The organism is Mesorhizobium sp. M0960 (assembly GCF_040319055.1).
GTDB lineage: Bacteria > Pseudomonadota > Alphaproteobacteria > Rhizobiales > Rhizobiaceae > Mesorhizobium.
This window is the reverse complement of sequence record NZ_JAMYNN010000004.1, coordinates 21,807-39,116: the sequence shown is the minus strand read 5'-3', so window position 1 is coordinate 39,116 and position 17,310 is coordinate 21,807. Positions and strand designations below refer to the sequence as shown.

Here is a 17,310-nt window from a genome sequence, read left to right as displayed (position 1 = left end):
GTTCCTTCCAGCCGCCGAGTGAGAACGAGGGTAGCCCCGGACTCTTGATCGAGATCATGTGCGGCCGATACGGCGAAAGGCAAAGGGCGGGATGAGGTCTCCGCCGGTCCTCGCATCGGACGGCGGAAGCGTCTCCTCGAGCAGCATCGCCATCCGGGCATGGAGGGGCGACCTGACGCATACGGGATCGGCCGCCGCAGCATCGCCGGCCAGCGCCAGCGCCTGGCAACGGCAGCCGCCCCAGTCGACATCACGGCGCTCGCAGCTGCGGCAGGGTTCCAGCATCCAGTCCGTCCCACGGAAGGCGTTGAATGCCGGCGAGTCCCGCCAAATGTCGGCCAGCGGCCGAGAGCCGAAGCGCTCGAATCGCAGCGATGGAATGGTCATCGCAGCATGACAGGGCAGCACCAAGCCGTCCGGTGCGATGACGAAAGCATCGCGCCCCCAGCCGCCCATGCAGGGCTTGGGATAGGTCGCAAAATGATCCGCCACCACGAAATCGATCTCCAGCACGCCGACAAGACGTGCCCGTGCGGCCTCCACGGTCGCGACCTGATGCTCTATCGAGGCGCCGTCGGGCAGCAGATAGCGACGATTGAGCAACGCCCAGCCGGCATATTGCACGTTGGCAATCTCCAGCCGCTCGGCGCCGAGCGAGAGCGCCAGGTCGATGTAATCGGGAATTTCCGCGATGTTGTGCCGATGGATCGGCGCATTGATCGTCAGCGCCAGTCCGAGGGCCCGCGCATGTCTGGCGGCAGCGAGCTTTTGCGCGTGGGCGCCGGAATGGCGTCCGATCCGCGCGGTGGTTTCGGCATTGGCACCCTGGAAGCTCACCTGAACATGGTCTAGCCCCGCGCTGGCAAGTGCTTCCAGACGGATGCCGGCAAGGCCGACGCCGGCCGTGATGAGGTTGGTGTAGACACCGGTTTGCGACAGCGTTGACACGAACTGTTCGAGGTCCCGGCGCAGCGTCGGCTCGCCGCCCGAAAGATGCACTTGAAGAACGCCCATAGCCGCCACTTGCTCGAACACGTCGAGCCAGCGTTCCGTCTCCATTTCACGGTCGGCTTTCAGCAAATCAATGGGATTGGAGCAGTAGGGGCACTGCAGAGGGCAGCGATGCGTCAGCTCAGCCAGCATCGCGATCGGAGGGAACGGCGCCTGCGTCACAGCCGCACCAACAGCCGGTCTGCCCATTCCTGCAGGAAGGCGCCGACGTCGGCGTCGATTTCCTGGCCCTGACCGTCATATTCGCAAGCAAGCTCCCTCACGATGGCACTGATTGACGTCTTGCCGTCACAGCGCCGGAGGATGTCCAGTCCGATTGCATCGGGCCACAGAACGCGCTCGGGTGCCAGCACCGCCCAGGCATTCCGGACGGGATCGAAACGCAGGCGTACATAGGGCGCGAGGCGCGGGCGAGATTGCGCCGATACAATCCCTCTCCGGCGGTCCGCTGTCATCCGTTGGTCTCCGGCCGGAAGCAGCCAGGGGGTATGACGCCGTCACGCCCATATGCGTAGTCGAGCGCGTCGAGCATCGCCCAGAGCACATCGCACTTGAAGACCAAGGCGTCGACAACCTTCTGCTGACGTTCCGGCGTATCGGCGTAGCGAAGCACGTAGCCCAGCGCGAAATCGGAATCGCGTGCGGCCTGATCGGGCCGCCGATCGAAATAGGCGAGCGTGTCGGCCCTGACGAAGTCGTATCGCGCCAGCATCGCTGGCACGCGTTCTGCGATAATATCGGGCGAGAAGAGTTCGGTGAGGGAGGAAGCAACTGCTTCGAGCAGCGTATGGGACGCGCAGAAATTGACATACGCCTGCACCGCGAAGCGTGTTGCCGGCAGCGCCAGCCTTTGGCTTTTCACCTCTTCCGACTCAAGGCCGAGCGACGTCGCGAGATGCAGCCAGCGCGCAATTCCGCCACTCCGGCCGTCCTCGCCGTCATGGTCCTCGATGCGCTTGCGCCATGCGGCCCTGAATGCCGGATCCTCGGCGTAGGACAGGATGGTGGCGTCCTTGCGCGGGATGGCCGCCTGATAGCAGTAGCGGTTGAGCGCCCAGGCCTGCAGCTCGGTCTTCGACATCGCTCCCTCCACCATTCTGCGATGGTAGGGGTGTCGGTTGTGATAACGCTCGCGGCCGACCTGCAGAAGGACTGTGCGCAAATCTTGTTCATTGAGGCCGCGGCCGACCACGTCGGAAAAATCGTTCACAGCATGAGCTCCATCCGGTCTTGCGCAATCTCCCATCCAGCTGCGCGCACCGCCGCGTGTTCGGGCGATTCCTCGTCCAGAACCGGATTTGTGTTGTTGATATGGATGAAAATCCGGCGGTCGACCGGCAGGTGGTTCAGACATGCGATCGCACCGTTCGGTCCGGACATGGCGATGTGTCCCATGCGCGCGCCGGTCTTCACGCCCACGCCGGCCGTGATCAGCTCGTCGTCCGTGAACACTGTGCCGTCGAGGAGAACCATGTCGGCGCCGGCAATCCGTTGCCGCAGCGATTCATCGACGGCTGTACAAGCGGGAATGAAGAGCAGCGAGCGGCTCCCCTCCATCAGACGAACCCCGATCGTGCCGCCATCGGCGGAACGGAGCTCCGGATCCTGTCGGCCGCCATCTTCAAGAAAGAGCGCCACCTTGCCAGGAACGGAAAACACCTCGATGCGGATGCCGATTTCCGCGCCCTCGGCATCGCAAAGATCGATGAAGCCTTCAGGAGGAAGGCAGCGGCGCGAAACAATCTGAGCATCGAGGACATCGAAGATCGAATTGGAGGCGATAACCGCCAGAACCTGCTCCGTTGCATAAAGAGCGAAGGGTTGCCGCTCACGCAAGCTGAGGAGCCCCGAAATCTGGTCGATCTCGGCGCCGGTCAGGACGACGGCTGCCAGCGGTGTGGCGCGTGCCGACATCTCCGGATGCGGTTGGAGTTCAGGGTTTTCAGCAATCTGCTGGCGGATATCGGGAGAGGCATTGAAAAGCACCCAGCGTCGCCCGTCTGGAGATGCCGCAACACTCGTCTGAAGACGCGGGCGGACCCCAGGATTACCCGCCCGCGCGGCCCTCTTCAGCCGGTCGTTGGCGTTCCACTGAGGAAAACCGCCACCCGCGGCGGAGCCGATGATCCTAATCCACACGCCGTGACAAACTCCGCGTTTCTCTATTCCAGCAATGTCGCGAACCGGTCGAGCACAGCCGATGCCGTACCCGCCGGTTGCGTAATGTCATTTCTTTGTGGTGATTTCGGCAGGCAAATAGCGCGATATCTCCATTCCCGCCGCGACTTCGCACATGACGGGCTTCTTCCAAGTCTTCTTCTTCATGTCTTTCTCCGATCTGGCTGCCTTGGAAATACCGCAGCCAATCCCATAAGCACGCAGCCCAAGCTTTGTTCCCGACAGGGTATGCGAGGGATGCTCTTTCGGATTGGGCGTCGGACGCTCGCGTCAAAGAAAAGACAGATCAACCGAAAGCGGAACCGGGGTGGCGGATGTTCGCGCGAAGCTTACAGCATCGGCCGGCCACCTGTGACCAGAAGCAAGCCCCGGTGAAACAACCGGCTTCTGACGAAGCCAGGAGGATGTAAGCCGGCGCAACGCAACTCTTGAGGAAATCGCCCTGCTGGCGCTAAGCTCGTTCTCCTGCATCTTGTATCGGGCACAATGATGAACGGTGAGGCGAAAAGCAGCCTGTCCGGGCGCGCCATGCGCTGGGCCATTGCATTGACCGAGGAGAAGAGCGTCACCGGGACCGGCGGCGAAGCCTCGTTCGGCCCGTGGCTGGCAGACGAGTTACGCCGCGAAGCCGCGTTTCGCCACGCGGAAACCTGGACCATAGAGGTCGAGCCGGAAGATGGCCGCCATTGCGTGGCGATGCTGGTCCGCGGTACTGGCCGCGCCACCATCGTGCTGACCGGTCACTACGACACCGTCACGACGCGCGACTATGGCGATCTGGAGGATCTGGCCACCCAGCCGCAACAACTCACCCAAGCGCTAAGAAAAACTTTGGCCATGGCCGAGGCGCCTGCCGTGAGGCGGGCGCGGGACGACTTCGCCTCGGAGGAGTTTCTCGCCGGCCGCGGGCTGCTCGACATGAAGGCCGGTTTGACCGCCGGGCTGGCGGTTTGCGCCGCATTCGCCGAAAGCACCAACGCGGCGGGAAACTTTCTGTTTATCGCGGTTCCCGACGAAGAGAACAATTCTGCCGGTGCGCGCAAAGCGGCACAGGTTCTCACCGAGATAGCCGGCGAGCACGAGTTGGACATCTTCGCGGCGATCAATCTCGATGCGATCGCCGACGACGGGGACGGCAGCAAGGGTCGCGTCATCGCGCTTGGAACGGTCGGCAAGCTGCTTCCGACGGCCCATGTCGTCGGCGTTCCCGCGCATAGCGGCTTTCCGTTGAGTGGCCCGAATGCGGCGACCATTGCCGCGGCCATAGCCGCCCGGGTGGAATGGGCATCGGAGCTGACCGACGACTCCCGGTCGCTTCCGGGTACACCGCCGAGTCTGCTCAGCATTCGCGACGGCAAGTCCGGCTATGACGTGACCACGCCGGCTGCGGCGTTCGCCACCTTCAACGTGCTGAGCTATCGCCGGACGCCGGATGAGGTGCTCGAACGCTTCGACCGGCTTTGCGCCGATGCTGCTTCGGCCTGCCTGGCGGAGTTGAAGCGGCGGCGGCACTTCCAGCACGGCAGCGCCGCGATCGATCTCCTCGAAACAATCCCCCTGCATCGTTACGAGGCAGTGCTGGACCGTCTCGACGCGGAGGCAAGATCGAGGCTTGGCGCCGTTGGGGCTTCGCTTGCCGCCGGCGATCTTCCACTGCCGTAGCAATGCCGGCTGGTCACCGACTAGGCATGGCGATTGAGCCGCTTGCCGGGACCGGCAATCGTCACCGGCTTCGGCTCGATACCTTACTTGCCGACGAACCTTTCGGACCGGCCGGCAGCGGCGCGGCTGCGGGCGATCGCTTCGGACGTCGCGGCCGACGCAAGCGCCCGCTATGGCTCGGCAATCGGCTGTGCGGATTATTTCGCCGGCATCTCGGATATGAGCTTCTTTGGCGAGGCGGCCGAGTCCGGTCTCAAGGTCGTCGCCCGCAACACGCCGATGTGGCGGGACGGCATTCGCTGGCCGAAGTCAGGTGGGCTAGCCAACATTCCCACCATCAATATCGGTCCGTGGGGACGAGACTACCACACGCCGCCTGAGCGGCTTCACATCGGCTATGCTTTCGACGTCCTGCCACAGGTCGTGAGCGATGTTTGTGCAGCGCTGCTTAAAGAGCAAGGATAGGTACGAGTCCATCAAATCTCGCCAGGAACAAATCGGCGAAGCCGAGGTTTGGTTCTACAAATCAAATCGCGAGGAAATCCTATGGACACTGACGTCAACTCCGAAACCCGTTCGATCTTCATTGTTGGGCTGCGCAACGCCCACGCCATGGAGAACCAGGCACTTTCGATCATGAAGCCTCAGGTCAAGCGGATCGAGAACTATCCGCAGGTCGCCGATCGCCTGCAGCAGCATATCACGGAGACCGAAGGGCAGATCGCCCGGCTGGAATCCATTCTGGATGGCCTCGGCGAGGACCATTCCACATTGAAAGACACGGCCATGTCGATGGTCGGCAGCATGGCGGCGATGGGACATTCCGTAGCCGGCGACGAAATCCTCAAGAACAGCTTCGCCAACTTTGCATTCGAAAATTACGAGATCGCCGCCTACAACTCATTGCTCGTACTCGCCGAAGCCGGAGGGTTTAGTCAGGCAACCAACTCTCTTCAGCAAAATCTCAGCGAAGAAGAAAAAATGGCCGACTGGTTGAAGCAGAACCTTCGCGCCGTCACCTTGCAATACGCCAGGCTGCGTGAGGCGGGAGAGACCGCCAAGAGTTAGGCCGCCCCGCTGGGGAAGAGGAATTCCTGACAACCACCCCAGCCGAATTGACGGGGTGGTTGTTTTTTCTGGGATCGGAAGTGCTGCTAAGGACCGCGCGCCACGCGTCGGCCAGACACGCTTCCTTGGAGCCCGAAGAACCGAACGGATTCAGAGCTAAGAATCCGAACGGATCGGAGCGCCCCGGTTCTGATGGCTTGAACGCCGCGATCCCATTTGTCTGCGGAAGGTTGCGGACTCCTGGCCGACTTCGATGTTCCCACCGCAAGGCGACCCGCGGTCGAAATCACCAGGAACGACCGGTGGCAGCGCTATGACGTCGATTTGGGAGACTCGTCCGTCTCCGGCAAACGATCGCGAATGGCTTCCTCGGTTGTGCTTGCCGTTTTTTTCACGACTTTCTCGACGCGGTCGACCAACGTCTCGGCGTCGCCACTGGAACCCTGTCGGTCAGCCTCTGCCTTTATAGTCTCATAGGCTTCCGCGGCGACCTGCTTGGCTTGCTCCACGCCTTCTTCAAAGAGTTCCTCGGCACTGTCACGAAGCTTGTCGCGGTAGGGGCCGAGTTGCTCGTCTTCCGCTGCGGTGTGAGGCAGCATCACGCCAATGGCTGTGCCGACGGCGAGACCCAACGCGGCCATTGCCAGAGGTTCGCGCTGGAACAGGTCCTGCGCTGACTGACGCACCCGCCCCGTCATATCGCTGCTGGCCGAGCCGAACTGCCCGGTCGTGCTTCTTAATCTTTCTCTGGCGCCGCTCGCAACATCCGCCACAGCCTCAGTCGCACCGCCTGCCACGGAAGCGACCGAACGAGCGGCATCGGAGAGCATGGAGCCGGCGGAACCTTCGCTCTCGGCACCGTACTCATCGCCGCTTGATTCCGGCCAAGGCCGGCCCAAGCCCCGCTCGTCAGAGAAGTTTCGGGCGCCATCAGGTTCCCTGCCGGTCGAATACGCACCAAGTGCGGAACTGTCTACGGCCGTGCCCTTGCCGAGCATCAGCCACGCCAGGCCGGCGCCCACCAAGGTAAGCGGCAGTGGATTGTCCCTGACCTGAGCCTTGAGGTTGTTGAGCATGGCGGATCCCTCGCCGCTGAACATACCGGTGAATTCGTCGATCAGTTGACCCGGTGTCATCTTGCTACGGATCGAGTCTGCGGTGTCTGTTATCTTGGCGCGGGCAATGTCGGCTTCGCGTTCGAGTTCGGCTGCGGATTTATCGGTCATCTTATCTGGTCCTTGATCACGCGTGCGTCGCGCTTGAGTTGGTCTTGCGTGCGGTCGGGCGTCAGCTCGGAAGGAGCCATGCTTGCCGTGCCCGTGCGCAAGAGGATGACACCCAATACCGCCACCACGATTCCCACCAGCAGCGAAGACCATCCCGCGCCCAGCCCGGCGCTCGCCAAAGCAATCACCAGCGCCTGCAAGAGCACCATCAGGGCGGCGAGCAGGCAAATGGCGCCTCCAAGTACCTCAACCGCCCCGGCGCCGGCCTTGCTTACCTTTTCCGACATTTCAGCCCGCAACAGCCTGCTTTCGGTTTGAAGCAGCGTTGTGACCTGCTGTGCCAGATCACTGACAAGGGTTGTCAGGCTGCGAGTGTCCTGGTTGTCGGTCATGGGTTTCGCTCCAGGCTTGCGTCGGCCCGGTCATCGCCGGACTCATCGGATCCTAGCGGGGCCGGCTTAACTGGCTCTGCCGATCGCCATCCGAACTCATTCGAGCTAGGACCCGTCTCTGACGCCCGGCCTGTTCCCGACTGGCCCGGTGTCCCGGTTTCGGCGGAAGGTGGCGAACTCTTGATGAACCGCCCCAACGCGAGGCCTGCCAATACCGAACCGGCGATCAGCGCCCCCGAGTTTTCGCGGCCGAAGGACTGGATTTCACCAAGCACCTCGTCAAACGGTTTATCCTTCAGGGACGATGAAAGCCGCTCAAGCCCGCCTGCGGCATCGAGGGCGAACTTCGAAGCGGTCCGTTGATCATTATTGGCCAGATGCTCGCTTGCCGCCCGCAATGCGCCGCTGAAGGCCTTCAGATTGGCGCTTACGTCGCGCTGCGTTGCGTCTGCCTTACTGGACAACGCTTGCTTTGCTTCCGAAGCGTAATCGGCGGCTTTCCGAGTGACCTCGTCCCGAGCGTCGTGGAGCGCTTCCGTCGCGGTCTGCTTTTCCCGTTGTAATCTGTCCGAAAGCTCGCTTCTGGCTGCCTCGAAATCGGCCGTCTGACGGCCCTGATCGTCCTGGTCCTGCATGGTATCTCCTAGTGGAATCCGAGGAAGGAGAGGATCGCAAGCACGACAACGACGAGGCCGATGAGATAAATAACACTGTTCATGGCGCAATCTCCTCCACTGCGCACCGAACTTGCCTGTGCTTCCCGTGTTCCCTCAGACGTCATCTTTTTTGGTAAGCGAAGCCTAACCAGCCTTAAGACGGGATCTTGTCCTGTGCCGATGGCGGTGAGCGCGGTTGGAAATGATACGAGACCGGAGTCCGGTGCGACTTACAGGTCGAGACGCAGGTCCGTTCCGGCAGATATTCGCGCTGCATGGGCCGGGAATTTTTCCGCAGTGCTTTGACTGGGCATTATCGCAGTGGGACCTGCCTGCGACCTACCACTCAATCGCAGGCCGCGCGATCATCAGCCAGAAAATTCCGAGTACGGCAGCGAAGGCGGGGAAGCCGAAGGCGAACCACAGCCAGAAGAGCCGATGATACCGTGGCGGCAACGGCGCGCCTGCAGCGGCGGCTTGCGAGGCCAGCTTGCGCATCTCCATCTGCATCCAGACGACCGGGAGCCAGAACATTCCGGTGAAGATATAGAGCGTGATCGAAAGCACGATCCAACCTTCCGACAGCGAGTAGCCTGCCTGCCAGGCGAGCGCGGCGCCCGTCAGCGGCTGCGCGACGACGGCCGTCGCTGTGAAAAGAAAGTCGGCTACGACGACCATGCGCGCCACCGCCGCAACCGTTGACGTATTGCCCGTCCTGTGGGCGAGCAGCATGAAGAAAGCGATGCCGGCGCCGGTGCCAAGCAGCACGGCTGCGCCGATGACATGCAGAAATTTCAGCAGGAAATAGAGCATCAACGCTCCTCCAGCACTGCCAACGCCACAAAGTGCAGCACCAGAATCGGCAACACTTTGAGGAACGGCCCAAGCGGTTCGTTCCACAGCTCCGGGCGCAGGAAACTTCCGACGGCCAAGTAGAGGAGCGAGAGCGCGATGCCGCCATAGAGGCCTTTTCGCGTCGTCGACCGCCAAGCTATGAGCGCGCCGATGGCGATGTCGGCCAGAGCGCCGACGATCACGGTAGGTGCCGACAAGATGCCAGCCCCAGTGCTTTGCATCAGATCGATGCCACGGTTATAGCCGGTGGTCAGCGACACAACACCCGTCACGATCCAGAAGAAGGGCAGGACGACGAAGATCGCAGGCTTGATGAAATACAGGCGGGCAAACCATTTTTCCTGCACCGTTGCCGGATTGAGCGCGAGGAAACCCGCCAGGGTTTGCGGCCGTATGCCGGTCAAGGCGGTCCAGTTGGAGGGATCTCCAACCGCCCCTCGGGCGATCTCCCTGGCCGCGTTGGTGCGCATTGGTGGGCGCCAGCCGAACATCGCGGCAAAGTCGCCGAGGCGGTAGAGGAGGCTCGCAAGCGGTTCCGGAAGCACAAACGTGGCCGCTGGGGCCCAGCCGAGCCATCGGCGATAGCTGCCGACGACCTCGTCCAGGGTCAGCTGTTCGGGACCGGCAAGTTCCAGCACGACGCGAGACGGACTGGCGGGAGCGAGAAGGAAGACGACGGTTGAGACCACGTCGTCGAGTTGTACCACCTGGAGCCGGCCGGTGCCGGGCATGGACGGCAGCACCGGCAGCGAGGCGAGACCCCGAAACAATGCGCTGGCTCCAAACACCGGCCGCCCGAGCACCACGGACGGGCGCAGGATCACCCAGTTCAGATCAAGCGCCATTAGCGCTTGGTCGCCGGCCAGTTTCGTCGCCGAGAACGTCGAAGGCTGCGCCCGATCGACGCCTATCGCCGAGAAGTGGATCACCCGAGCAACCCCTACCCTCGCACAGGCGAGGAAGAGTGCTGCCGCCGCATCGCGATGGACTTCCCGCGTCTTTTCACGGGGGCTGTCCTGCAGAACGCCGGCACAATTGACGACGGCGTCGATGCCCGTGAGATGCGGCAACCAGTCTTCGGGCTGCAGCGCCACCGCGATGTCCAGCACCAGCAACTGATAATTGCCGGCCCGGTTTGCGCCGGGGCTGCGGACCAAGCCGATCACCTCATGCCCTTCGGAAAGAAGGCGTGCGACGACCGAGGCACCGATCAGGCCGGTGGCGCCGGCAACCAGAACTTTCACACTGGACCCCATTCTCCGACGGCGGGACAGTATCGTTCATTCCCGCTTATCGCCCTCGATACTCCCCTTCATAGCGGAAAGTTCTTCCTTCGTGTATAACAACCGCGGCCGCGCCGGGTCGGAGATGTCGAGCTTGTCCCAGGGAATGCGGTACATGCTGTCGCGACTGCGCATTCGAAAGACGTCGAGGACCGCTGTGCCGATGGCAGAAGCGGACAGGCGCTCGAATGCTGCGTAGATGCCGACATGGTACTCGGTAACCACGAGGTCATCGCCATCCGGTTCGGCGCGTATCTCCTCGATATGGCCGATGCTTTTGCCGCGCTGCGAAAGCACATTCCTGCCAGCCAATTGCTCAAGATTGACGGTGGCCATCATCCAGCTCCCGGGATACGCCCAATGACATGATCGCGCAGCCAGTCCTGCCAGTCGAAAATCGCCGTTTCGCGGACGTCGATATCGAACTCGATGTCGACGCCGATGTCGCGCACCTTGTTCCATGCGATGCGGTGCGGCTCGGCATGGCGCCTGCCGCCGAGCCTTGCCGCAAGCCGCGCCATCCAGCGCCCGGGCCGCTGGCCAAGCCGGCGCGCCAGCGTGATCGAACCGAGCTCGACCGCAATAATTTTTGGCGGCTTGCCTGGCCCGAGTTCGGCCACCAGCCCGTCCACCTTGCCGATCTTGACCTGCTCGCGGTCGACCACTTGCTTGTCCAGGATGTCGCGCAGCAAATCCATCAAGTGCCTCCGAATATCTGTAAAGGAATAGTCACGACTGCGAGCACGAAACCGAGCGCTATGATGAAGATGACCGCTGCATTCGCGATCAGCCCATTGCGGTGCTCGCCGACATAACGCTCGTCGTTCAGCAGGAAGAGGAACGGAACCACGGTCAGCGGCAGGCTGGCGGCCGTCAGAGCCATGGAAAAGATGGTGAGCTTCAGCGGATCGAGACCCAATGCGATCGGAATGGCGGCGAGAAACAACGAGATCGTATAGACGGTGCTGAAGCCGGGATCGTCGCGCGGTTTCAGGTCCTCGCCCCAGGTCCAGCCGAAGCCCTGCGCCACAAGGTACGCTTGCTGCAGCCCGATTTCGAGCGCGGCACCGAAGCAAGCTATGCCTAGTGAAGCAACGAATAGGACGAACCCCCAGAAACCGAAGATCGGAATCAGCATCAGCGGCAGTTGGTGGTAGTCGTCGATCTGCTCAATGCCGTGCGCTGCCAGCACCAGTGCTGCCACGATCAACACACCGATAGCGATTGTGCCGCCAAAACACATGCCCAAGCCGGCAATGGCCCGATTGGCTCCGAGATAGCTCTTGTCCCATTGGTCCTCGATCGCTCCCGACGAATAGAACATGAACAAATAGGGCGAGATCGATGCACCAAGAATGCTGACCGCCATGAACCAGTAATTGGCCGCGTCGTGCTCGGGCAGAGTGGGCACGGCACCGGCCGCAACCTGCCCCCAATCGGGCTTCAGCATGACGGCGCCAACCACGAAGCACAGCGTGACCAGCCCGAGGACCGCGACACCTTTTTCGATGAATCCGAACGTGCCTTTCCAAAGGAACAGCCATGCCAGAAAAGCGACCGGCAGCGCCCACCACTGAAAGCCGATGCCGGTGGCGAGCTCGAGCGCAATGGCAACACCGCCGATTTCGGCTGCCATGACCAGGAAGTTGACCAGCAAAGTCGCAAGCAGCGGCCACAGAAAGGCGTTGAAGCCAAACCGTTCCCGGATCCCGTCGACGATGGTGTGATGGCTAACGGCGGCGAAGCGTCCGGCCATTTCGACCAGGAAGATGATGCAGATCGTGCCCAGGACGACGGCCCATATCAGCTGGAACCTGAACGCCGCGCCGGCCTGAGCTGCGGTCGCCATCGATCCGACCTCGAGAAAGCCGCCAACGCTGGTGACGACGCCGAGCGATATTTCGAGTAGCTTCTTCATGATTTCGACGCGAAATATCTGGCGTAGGACGCGCTCAGATCGGCGGCGGCGGCCCGCAGATCCTGTTGCGCGTGTTCCACGTCCGAACGGTTGCCGTTCTGCACTGCGGTCGCTGCGCGTGTTACCGCCGCCGAAAGCTGTCCGACCGCCGTCGTCAGACCGGCTTGCTCGCTGGGCTCAGGCGACTTGGCGGACTGGATTTGCGCACCGGCATCGGCGAGCGCCTTGCCGACCGATTGCAACGTGCGCGACGTGTATTTCGAAGGGGCTGCCCCAGCGACCCAAGCCTCCAGGACCAGTGATGCGGTCTGTGTGGCGGAAGCCGCGATTTTCGACTGCTGCTCGACCTGGTCGGAAGACGTGCATGCCGTCAGTACAGATATCATCAGCAGCAAGCACAGGCGGTCTGGTCGAAGACCGACGGCTGTAACGGCATTTACAACACGTGCTTGTAGCGTTGCTGCCACACGATTGTTCTCCCCGCACCAAGCGACTTCGGCGTGAAGTTTGATCTAGAGCGCCCGGTAATCACGTCAACTGAACCGGATGAACGGCGCTGGCAGCGCGGAACAAACCAGCGATCGCCGGATTAGGTGATGAGGAGGCAAAGGCCATGGACAGGGAACAGCGTATCAGGCAGCGAGCCAATGAGATCTGGGAGCGCGAAGGCCGTCCGCAAGGACGCGAGCGCGAGCATTGGGATCAGGCCGTGCAGGAGATCGAAGCTGAGGGTTCCGAGGCCGAACGCGGTCCGGTCGTGCCCGATCCAACGGTCGAGGCCGGCTCCAATCCAGAGGCGCGCGGCAGCAAGCGGCGGGGGAAGTGAGGTCCAATGCCTCGTCTCGTCGCCTGGATCGTGGTCGTACTGGTCGTGCTGTTCGCCGCCTGGCTGATGATCGGACGCGACAGAACCAGTGGCGGAGCTCAGCCCACGCCGCATGCAATAGATCAGAATGGATAGGAGCTGACATGGCGGGAACCGATACTCATCCTGAACAGGACCCTGCCGAAGGATCGCGATCGACAGTGGAAAAGCAGCTCCGCAAGGAGCAAGGCGGCGAGGGTCAAAATCGCAAAGCCGAGCCAGCTTCCGACAAATCCGGCAGCAAGACCAAGACGCCTTCGGAAGCGCGCAAGAAAGGCTCAGGCTTGGATTGAGCCGGCTGACGGCGGGCTCACGCTGCCGTTTGCCTCGAAATAATAGGGATAGCGCTGCTGGACGATTTCGAGCACCTCGAAGATGTGGCGAAGATGCATTCGCATTGCTTCTTCCGCCGCAAGCGCGTCGGCCTGCTCGAGCGCATCGACAATCCGCCGATGCTGACCGAGGACCACCGACATGCTGTCGAGGCGCGGAAAAGACAGGAAGCGGAACCGGTCCATGTGCAGCTTCGCCGCGCTGATGTCGGCCCAGATTCCGGGAAACCCGGCATGACTGGCGATATGCTGGTGGAACAGCTCGTCCGACTTGAAGAAGCGCCTGTCGTCCGCGATGGAGGCGAACGTCTCCTGGACCGCCAGTTCGCCTTTGAGCATGGCAAGCAGGTCGGCACGGTGCGGGGCTCTCGACGGCGCGCTTGATCAGGCCGACTTCGAGCGATTCGCGCAGGAACTGCGACTTCTCGAGATTGGCAATACGGAGCGGCGCCACCATGCTGCCGCGCTGCGGATAGATGTCGATCAGGCCAAGACCGGCCAGCCGGGCGAGCGCCTCCCTGACCGGCGTGCGGCTCACCCCAAGGGCTTCCGACATCGCCTTTTCCGAGATCCCTTCATGCGGCTTCAGGCGGAAGGTCAGGATCTGGTCGAGCAGAACCTCGAACGTCCTCGCCGCGACCGACGCGCCGGGGCCGGATTCGCCCAACCGCCCCTCGGTGATGGTCCGCATTCCCAAAAGCCCTGCCATCGGCAATCCCCTTAAAGGCTCTGCAGTTTCAAGCCGTTCATGAAATGCCTGCGCAAGCAGCAGCCCGGCGTTACTCCGTGCGCGGAGAACCGCCGATGCGCGCCAGCAGCCCGCCATCGACGCGCACGACCTCGCCAGTGACGAAGGAGGCATCGTCGGACAGCAGGAAGGCAACGACTGCGGCAATCTCTTGCGGCTGGGCGGTACGGCCGAGCGGATGCATGTTGTCGAGGATGCGCAGTATCTCGTCGGGGTTGTCGTTGAGCTTGACCGCATCCCGCAGCATCGGCGTGTCGACGGCGCCCGGAGCGACGGCATTGACGCGCACGCCGAGGGGCGCGTAGTCGACGGCCATCGATTTGACGAGGCCGATCAGGCCGTGCTTGGCCGTGCTGTAGGCCAGAACCCCTTCCTGGCTGGCCAGGCCCTGCACCGAGCTCATATGGACGATGGCACCGCGGCTTTGGCGCAGCAGCGGCATCGCCGCACGCGACAACAGGTAGGCAGCCTTGAGGTTGACGTTCATCACCTCGTCCCAAAGCGCCTCGTCCGTAGTCTCCACTGTTCCGTAACGCTGGATGCCGGCATTGTGGGAGAGCATGTCGAGCCCGCCGAACACGGACCGGGCAAGCTCGACGGCGCGGCCGCAGGCTTCTGTGTCGGCGGTTGAGCCAAGCACGGTGCGCACGGTCACGCCGCGCGCCGAAAGCTGCGCCGCGACCTCATCCAGCTGATCGCCCGCCCGGTCGAACAGGATAAGGTCGACGCCTTGCTCGGCCAGCCTTTCGGCGACAGCACGGCCGATGCCCATGGCTGCCCCGGTGACCAGTGCGCGTTTTCTGAATTCAGCCATTTATCCTCCAAGAACAGTTGCCGATCGATTACCATGGTAGTCGATCGGCGCAATTTGACGCGCTCTTTTCCGCGGAGCCGGCCCAAGCGTGTCCGGCATCATGCCGATCCTTGCATGAAAGCCAGCGTTTCCGCGCGCGTCGGTGCGCCAACACGTCCGCCAAAGCGCAGGCATTTCAGGGCGGCGGCGGCGCTGGCCACTGCTATGGCCCGCTCTTCGTCCCAACCTTCGGCCAGACCGAGGGCGAAGGTGCCGTGAAACACGTCGCCTGCCGCCAGGGTGTCGACGGCTTCGACCCGCGGCGACGGCAGGTGACGGACATCATTGCCACCCGGGTGCTGGAACGCGGTGCCGTTCGCCCCATCGGTGACGGCCACGAAGGCGCCGGTCCGTTCGCCGAGGATAGCAACGGCAGAACCGGCGGATATCTCCGGACCGCAAAGGATGCGTGCCGCCGGCAGCGAAGCAACGACATGCGAGGCGATCGGCAGCAGCCGGTCGAGCACCGGTCGCGACGCGACATCTGCGTCAAGGACCGCCGGAATGCCGTATTCACGAGCTTTCGCCAGCGCCAGGGCGGCGGCTCCGGGCCAGCGGACATCGACCAGCACGGCGTCGAACTGGCAAAAATCCGCGGGTGGAAGGCGGTCCGGATCGGCTTGCGTGACGGCATCGTAGAAGGGCACGATCATACGTTCGCCGGCGGCGTCGACCAGGATCGTAGCAATGGCCGAGCGGCCGCCCTCGACCCTGCGCACCAGCGAACAGTCGACCCGCTCCGCCTCCATCTGGCCAATGACATCGCGGCCGACGGCATCGTCGCCGACGCTTGCCCATAGCCAGACCTGTCCGCCCTGGCGGCTGGCCGACGCGGCGGCGCTGGCCGCCATGCCGGCCGCGATCTGCACGGCCTCGCTTGGCAGGAACTTGCCGGCGCCGGAGGGCAGGACATCGAGGCGCAAGATCGTGTCGTAGGTGAGCGCGCCGACACAAAGCAGGCGGGGCGCCGTCATTGCAGCCGGTAGCCGCGCTGATGGGCAATCGCCGTCATCACGCCTCTCAGTTCGGCAAGGCCGCGAAGACGGCCGATCACGGGGTAGCCGGGATGGGTGTGCCGCGCGGCGTCATCGATCAGCTCGTGGCCATGATCCGGGCGAAACGGCAGCAGCGCCGCCGGTTCGCCGGCGTCGCGGCGGCGTTGCTGCTCGTCGAGCAAGATCGAGACCACCGAGACCATGTCGACATCGCCGCTCAGATGCTCCGATTCCATGAACGAGCCGTCCGGGTCCTTGCTGACGTTGCGGAGATGCACGAAGTTTATCTTGTGCGCAAAGCGCCTGGCGATGGCGGGCAGGTCATTGGCCGGGTTGGCGCCCAGCGACCCCGTGCACAAGGTGAGGCCGCTATGGGCCGATGGCACCGCGTCCAGGATAAGGGCGATGTCGTCGGCGTTCTTGACGATCCGGCACAGGCCGACGAGATCGCGCGGCGGGTCGTCCGGGTGGATCGCCAGCGTGACGCCCGCCTCTTCGGCGGCCGGCAACACGTTTTCGAGAAAACGGACGAGGTTCTCGCGCAGCCGCTCATGCGACAGGCTCGACTGCTCGGCCACCACTTCGCGCAATTCCGCTATGTCGTAGCGCTTGAAGGCGCCCGGCAGCCCGGCCATGATGTTGGCGAGCAGACGCTCTTTTGCCGTGTCCGGCGTCGTCTCGAACCATTCGCTTGCCCGCTGGAGAACATCGGACGCATAGTCGCGCTCCGATCCCTTGCGCTGCAGCATGTAGCAATCGAATGCGGCAAGCTCGTGCATGTTCATGCGGAGCGCCCGTCCGCCGCCCGGCAGCGGCGCAGCCAGGTCTGTGCGGGTCCAGTCGAGGATCAGCATGAAGTTGTAGCAGACCGTGCGCACGCCGCAGGCGCCGAGATTGCGCAAGGTCTGCCTGAAATTGTCGTAGAGCCGGTCAAGATCGCCGCGGCCGAGCTTGATGTCTTCGTGCACGGGGACGCTCTCGACGACGCTCCATTTCAGGCCCATCGCCGGATCCGCCTCGATCAGCGCCTGGCGGTGCCTGATGGCGTCGATCGGCCAGACTTCGCCGTAAGGGATGTCGTGCAGTGCCGTCACGATGCCGGTCGCGCCGGCCTGCCTGGCATGGGCAAGCGTTGCCGCATCGCCCGGGCCAAACCATCGCCACGTCTGCTCCATTCGACCCCCAACTGCGGAATTCCCCGATGACCGGTGGTGTATTGGATGCTACCATGGCAGTCAATCGATTGCAGTTCGGGGACCCTGCGAGAT

The 17,310-nt window shown here is 63.0% G+C and carries 23 protein-coding genes and 1 pseudogene; 5 read left to right on the top strand and 19 right to left on the bottom strand.

Translation table 11 applies throughout. The annotated features are described in order from the left end of the window. Positions 1-54 precede the first annotated feature (54 nt). From pqqE to NKH63_RS10865, 5 genes are all read right to left on the bottom strand, one after another. The gene (pqqE, locus tag NKH63_RS10885; protein WP_051409553.1) at positions 55-1,200 is read right to left on the bottom strand and encodes a pyrroloquinoline quinone biosynthesis protein PqqE; all 1,146 of its coding nucleotides are present in this window, start codon (positions 1,198-1,200) and stop codon (positions 55-57) included. After that, positions 1,170-1,466, bottom strand: coding sequence for a pyrroloquinoline quinone biosynthesis peptide chaperone PqqD (pqqD, locus tag NKH63_RS10880; protein ID WP_023716589.1), 297 nt, complete (start codon positions 1,464-1,466; stop codon positions 1,170-1,172). Before pqqD ends, pqqE begins: the two co-directional genes overlap by 31 nt. Beyond that, a complete protein-coding gene (gene pqqC / locus NKH63_RS10875) occupies positions 1,463-2,203 on the bottom strand; it encodes a pyrroloquinoline-quinone synthase PqqC (RefSeq protein WP_352493902.1) in 741 nt (246 codons plus the stop codon). The genes pqqD and pqqC overlap by 4 nt, the downstream gene beginning before the upstream one ends. Positions 2,204-2,217: 14 nt before the next feature. Next, the gene (gene pqqB / locus NKH63_RS10870) at positions 2,218-3,150 is read right to left on the bottom strand and encodes a pyrroloquinoline quinone biosynthesis protein PqqB (RefSeq protein WP_352917852.1); all 933 of its coding nucleotides are present in this window, start codon (positions 3,148-3,150) and stop codon (positions 2,218-2,220) included. Between the two features lie 87 nt (positions 3,151-3,237). Further along, the gene (locus NKH63_RS10865) at positions 3,238-3,336 is read right to left on the bottom strand and encodes a pyrroloquinoline quinone precursor peptide PqqA (protein WP_352482840.1); all 99 of its coding nucleotides are present in this window, start codon (positions 3,334-3,336) and stop codon (positions 3,238-3,240) included. Between the two features lie 339 nt (positions 3,337-3,675). Here NKH63_RS10865 and NKH63_RS10860 point away from each other — a divergent pair, with 339 nt between their 5' ends. From NKH63_RS10860 to NKH63_RS10850, 3 genes are all read left to right on the top strand, one after another. After that, on the top strand, positions 3,676-4,851 hold the full coding sequence (locus NKH63_RS10860; protein WP_352917851.1) for a M20/M25/M40 family metallo-hydrolase: 1,176 nt from the start codon (positions 3,676-3,678) through the stop codon (positions 4,849-4,851). Positions 4,852-4,884: 33 nt separating this feature from the next. After that, the gene (locus NKH63_RS10855; protein ID WP_352590399.1) at positions 4,885-5,316 is read left to right on the top strand and encodes a zinc-binding metallopeptidase family protein; all 432 of its coding nucleotides are present in this window, start codon (positions 4,885-4,887) and stop codon (positions 5,314-5,316) included. An 81-nt stretch (positions 5,317-5,397) separates the two neighbouring features. Then, the gene (locus tag NKH63_RS10850) at positions 5,398-5,919 is read left to right on the top strand and encodes a ferritin-like domain-containing protein (protein ID WP_352482843.1); all 522 of its coding nucleotides are present in this window, start codon (positions 5,398-5,400) and stop codon (positions 5,917-5,919) included. Between the two features lie 311 nt (positions 5,920-6,230). Here the strand turns inward: NKH63_RS10850 and NKH63_RS10845 are convergent, their stop codons facing one another. From NKH63_RS10845 to NKH63_RS10805, 9 genes are all read right to left on the bottom strand, one after another. Further along, positions 6,231-7,145: a hypothetical protein gene (locus NKH63_RS10845; protein ID WP_352816961.1), complete on the bottom strand. Its 915-nt coding sequence runs from the start codon at positions 7,143-7,145 to the stop codon at positions 6,231-6,233. Continuing rightward, positions 7,142-7,537, bottom strand: a complete 396-nt coding sequence (locus NKH63_RS10840; protein ID WP_352482847.1) for a phage holin family protein — start codon at positions 7,535-7,537, stop codon at positions 7,142-7,144. The genes NKH63_RS10845 and NKH63_RS10840 overlap by 4 nt, the downstream gene beginning before the upstream one ends. After that, positions 7,534-8,172, bottom strand: coding sequence for a hypothetical protein (locus tag NKH63_RS10835; protein WP_352482848.1), 639 nt, complete (start codon positions 8,170-8,172; stop codon positions 7,534-7,536). The genes NKH63_RS10840 and NKH63_RS10835 overlap by 4 nt, the downstream gene beginning before the upstream one ends. A 360-nt stretch (positions 8,173-8,532) precedes the next feature. Further along, on the bottom strand, positions 8,533-9,006 hold the full coding sequence (locus NKH63_RS10830; protein ID WP_352493899.1) for a DUF2269 family protein: 474 nt from the start codon (positions 9,004-9,006) through the stop codon (positions 8,533-8,535). Then, on the bottom strand, positions 9,006-10,304 hold the full coding sequence (locus NKH63_RS10825) for an SDR family oxidoreductase (RefSeq protein ID WP_352917850.1): 1,299 nt from the start codon (positions 10,302-10,304) through the stop codon (positions 9,006-9,008). The genes NKH63_RS10830 and NKH63_RS10825 overlap by 1 nt, the downstream gene beginning before the upstream one ends. A gap of 24 nt (positions 10,305-10,328) precedes the next feature. Continuing rightward, positions 10,329-10,667 carry a hypothetical protein gene (locus NKH63_RS10820; RefSeq protein WP_352917849.1) on the bottom strand — a complete coding sequence of 113 codons (339 nt, stop codon included), beginning with the start codon at positions 10,665-10,667 and terminating at the stop codon, positions 10,329-10,331. Then, positions 10,667-11,029, bottom strand: coding sequence for a hypothetical protein (locus NKH63_RS10815; RefSeq protein WP_352493896.1), 363 nt, complete (start codon positions 11,027-11,029; stop codon positions 10,667-10,669). Before NKH63_RS10815 ends, NKH63_RS10820 begins: the two co-directional genes overlap by 1 nt. After that, complete coding sequence (locus tag NKH63_RS10810) at positions 11,029-12,249, bottom strand: NRAMP family divalent metal transporter (RefSeq protein WP_352493895.1); 1,221 nt, start codon at positions 12,247-12,249, stop codon at positions 11,029-11,031. Before NKH63_RS10810 ends, NKH63_RS10815 begins: the two co-directional genes overlap by 1 nt. After that, the gene (locus tag NKH63_RS10805) at positions 12,246-12,635 is read right to left on the bottom strand and encodes a hypothetical protein (RefSeq protein WP_352917848.1); all 390 of its coding nucleotides are present in this window, start codon (positions 12,633-12,635) and stop codon (positions 12,246-12,248) included. Before NKH63_RS10805 ends, NKH63_RS10810 begins: the two co-directional genes overlap by 4 nt. A gap of 227 nt (positions 12,636-12,862) precedes the next feature. On the opposite strand from NKH63_RS10805, the gene NKH63_RS10800 reads away from it, so the two are divergent. Further along, on the top strand, positions 12,863-13,075 hold the full coding sequence (locus NKH63_RS10800; protein WP_352917847.1) for a DUF2934 domain-containing protein: 213 nt from the start codon (positions 12,863-12,865) through the stop codon (positions 13,073-13,075). A gap of 6 nt (positions 13,076-13,081) precedes the next feature. After that, the gene (locus NKH63_RS10795; RefSeq protein WP_280940403.1) at positions 13,082-13,210 is read left to right on the top strand and encodes a hypothetical protein; all 129 of its coding nucleotides are present in this window, start codon (positions 13,082-13,084) and stop codon (positions 13,208-13,210) included. Positions 13,211-13,392: 182 nt separating this feature from the next. Here the strand turns inward: NKH63_RS10795 and NKH63_RS10790 are convergent, their stop codons facing one another. From NKH63_RS10790 to uxuA, 5 genes and pseudogenes are all read right to left on the bottom strand, one after another. Continuing rightward, positions 13,393-13,794: an FCD domain-containing protein gene (locus tag NKH63_RS10790; protein ID WP_352917918.1), complete on the bottom strand. Its 402-nt coding sequence runs from the start codon at positions 13,792-13,794 to the stop codon at positions 13,393-13,395. 115 nt (positions 13,795-13,909) lie between these two features. Next, a pseudogene (locus NKH63_RS10785) lies at positions 13,910-14,137 on the bottom strand (GntR family transcriptional regulator); the annotation flags it as partial. Positions 14,138-14,225: 88 nt separating this feature from the next. After that, positions 14,226-15,008, bottom strand: a complete 783-nt coding sequence (locus NKH63_RS10780) for an SDR family NAD(P)-dependent oxidoreductase (protein WP_352493892.1) — start codon at positions 15,006-15,008, stop codon at positions 14,226-14,228. 98 nt (positions 15,009-15,106) lie between these two features. Continuing rightward, positions 15,107-16,021, bottom strand: a complete 915-nt coding sequence (locus NKH63_RS10775; RefSeq protein WP_352917846.1) for a PfkB family carbohydrate kinase — start codon at positions 16,019-16,021, stop codon at positions 15,107-15,109. After that, positions 16,018-17,217: a mannonate dehydratase gene (gene uxuA, locus NKH63_RS10770; protein ID WP_352816956.1), complete on the bottom strand. Its 1,200-nt coding sequence runs from the start codon at positions 17,215-17,217 to the stop codon at positions 16,018-16,020. The genes NKH63_RS10775 and uxuA overlap by 4 nt, the downstream gene beginning before the upstream one ends. Positions 17,218-17,310: the final 93 nt, after the last annotated feature.

Excerpts from the sequence above, each read along its gene's own strand:
- NKH63_RS10815 (WP_352493896.1), bottom strand. The coding sequence starts at position 11,029 with ATGGATTTGCTGCGCGACATCCTGGACAAGCAAGTGGTCGACCGCGAG.
- NKH63_RS10800 (WP_352917847.1), top strand. The coding sequence starts at position 12,863 with ATGGACAGGGAACAGCGTATCAGGCAGCGAGCCAATGAGATCTGGGAG.
- NKH63_RS10860 (WP_352917851.1), top strand. The coding sequence starts at position 3,676 with ATGATGAACGGTGAGGCGAAAAGCAGCCTGTCCGGGCGCGCCATGCGC.
- NKH63_RS10820 (WP_352917849.1), bottom strand. The coding sequence starts at position 10,667 with ATGGCCACCGTCAATCTTGAGCAATTGGCTGGCAGGAATGTGCTTTCG.
- NKH63_RS10845 (WP_352816961.1), bottom strand. The coding sequence starts at position 7,145 with ATGACCGATAAATCCGCAGCCGAACTCGAACGCGAAGCCGACATTGCC.
- NKH63_RS10865 (WP_352482840.1), bottom strand. The coding sequence starts at position 3,336 with ATGAAGAAGAAGACTTGGAAGAAGCCCGTCATGTGCGAAGTCGCGGCG.
- NKH63_RS10840 (WP_352482847.1), bottom strand. The coding sequence starts at position 7,537 with ATGACCGACAACCAGGACACTCGCAGCCTGACAACCCTTGTCAGTGAT.
- NKH63_RS10775 (WP_352917846.1), bottom strand. The coding sequence starts at position 16,021 with ATGACGGCGCCCCGCCTGCTTTGTGTCGGCGCGCTCACCTACGACACG.
- NKH63_RS10805 (WP_352917848.1), bottom strand. The coding sequence starts at position 12,635 with ATGATATCTGTACTGACGGCATGCACGTCTTCCGACCAGGTCGAGCAG.
- NKH63_RS10850 (WP_352482843.1), top strand. The coding sequence starts at position 5,398 with ATGGACACTGACGTCAACTCCGAAACCCGTTCGATCTTCATTGTTGGG.
- NKH63_RS10825 (WP_352917850.1), bottom strand. The coding sequence starts at position 10,304 with ATGGGGTCCAGTGTGAAAGTTCTGGTTGCCGGCGCCACCGGCCTGATC.
- uxuA (WP_352816956.1), bottom strand. The coding sequence starts at position 17,217 with ATGGAGCAGACGTGGCGATGGTTTGGCCCGGGCGATGCGGCAACGCTT.
- pqqD (WP_023716589.1), bottom strand. The coding sequence starts at position 1,466 with ATGACAGCGGACCGCCGGAGAGGGATTGTATCGGCGCAATCTCGCCCG.
- NKH63_RS10780 (WP_352493892.1), bottom strand. The coding sequence starts at position 15,008 with ATGGCTGAATTCAGAAAACGCGCACTGGTCACCGGGGCAGCCATGGGC.
- NKH63_RS10830 (WP_352493899.1), bottom strand. The coding sequence starts at position 9,006 with ATGCTCTATTTCCTGCTGAAATTTCTGCATGTCATCGGCGCAGCCGTG.
- NKH63_RS10835 (WP_352482848.1), bottom strand. The coding sequence starts at position 8,172 with ATGCAGGACCAGGACGATCAGGGCCGTCAGACGGCCGATTTCGAGGCA.
- NKH63_RS10810 (WP_352493895.1), bottom strand. The coding sequence starts at position 12,249 with ATGAAGAAGCTACTCGAAATATCGCTCGGCGTCGTCACCAGCGTTGGC.
- pqqE (WP_051409553.1), bottom strand. The coding sequence starts at position 1,200 with ATGGGCAGACCGGCTGTTGGTGCGGCTGTGACGCAGGCGCCGTTCCCT.
- NKH63_RS10795 (WP_280940403.1), top strand. The coding sequence starts at position 13,082 with ATGCCTCGTCTCGTCGCCTGGATCGTGGTCGTACTGGTCGTGCTGTTC.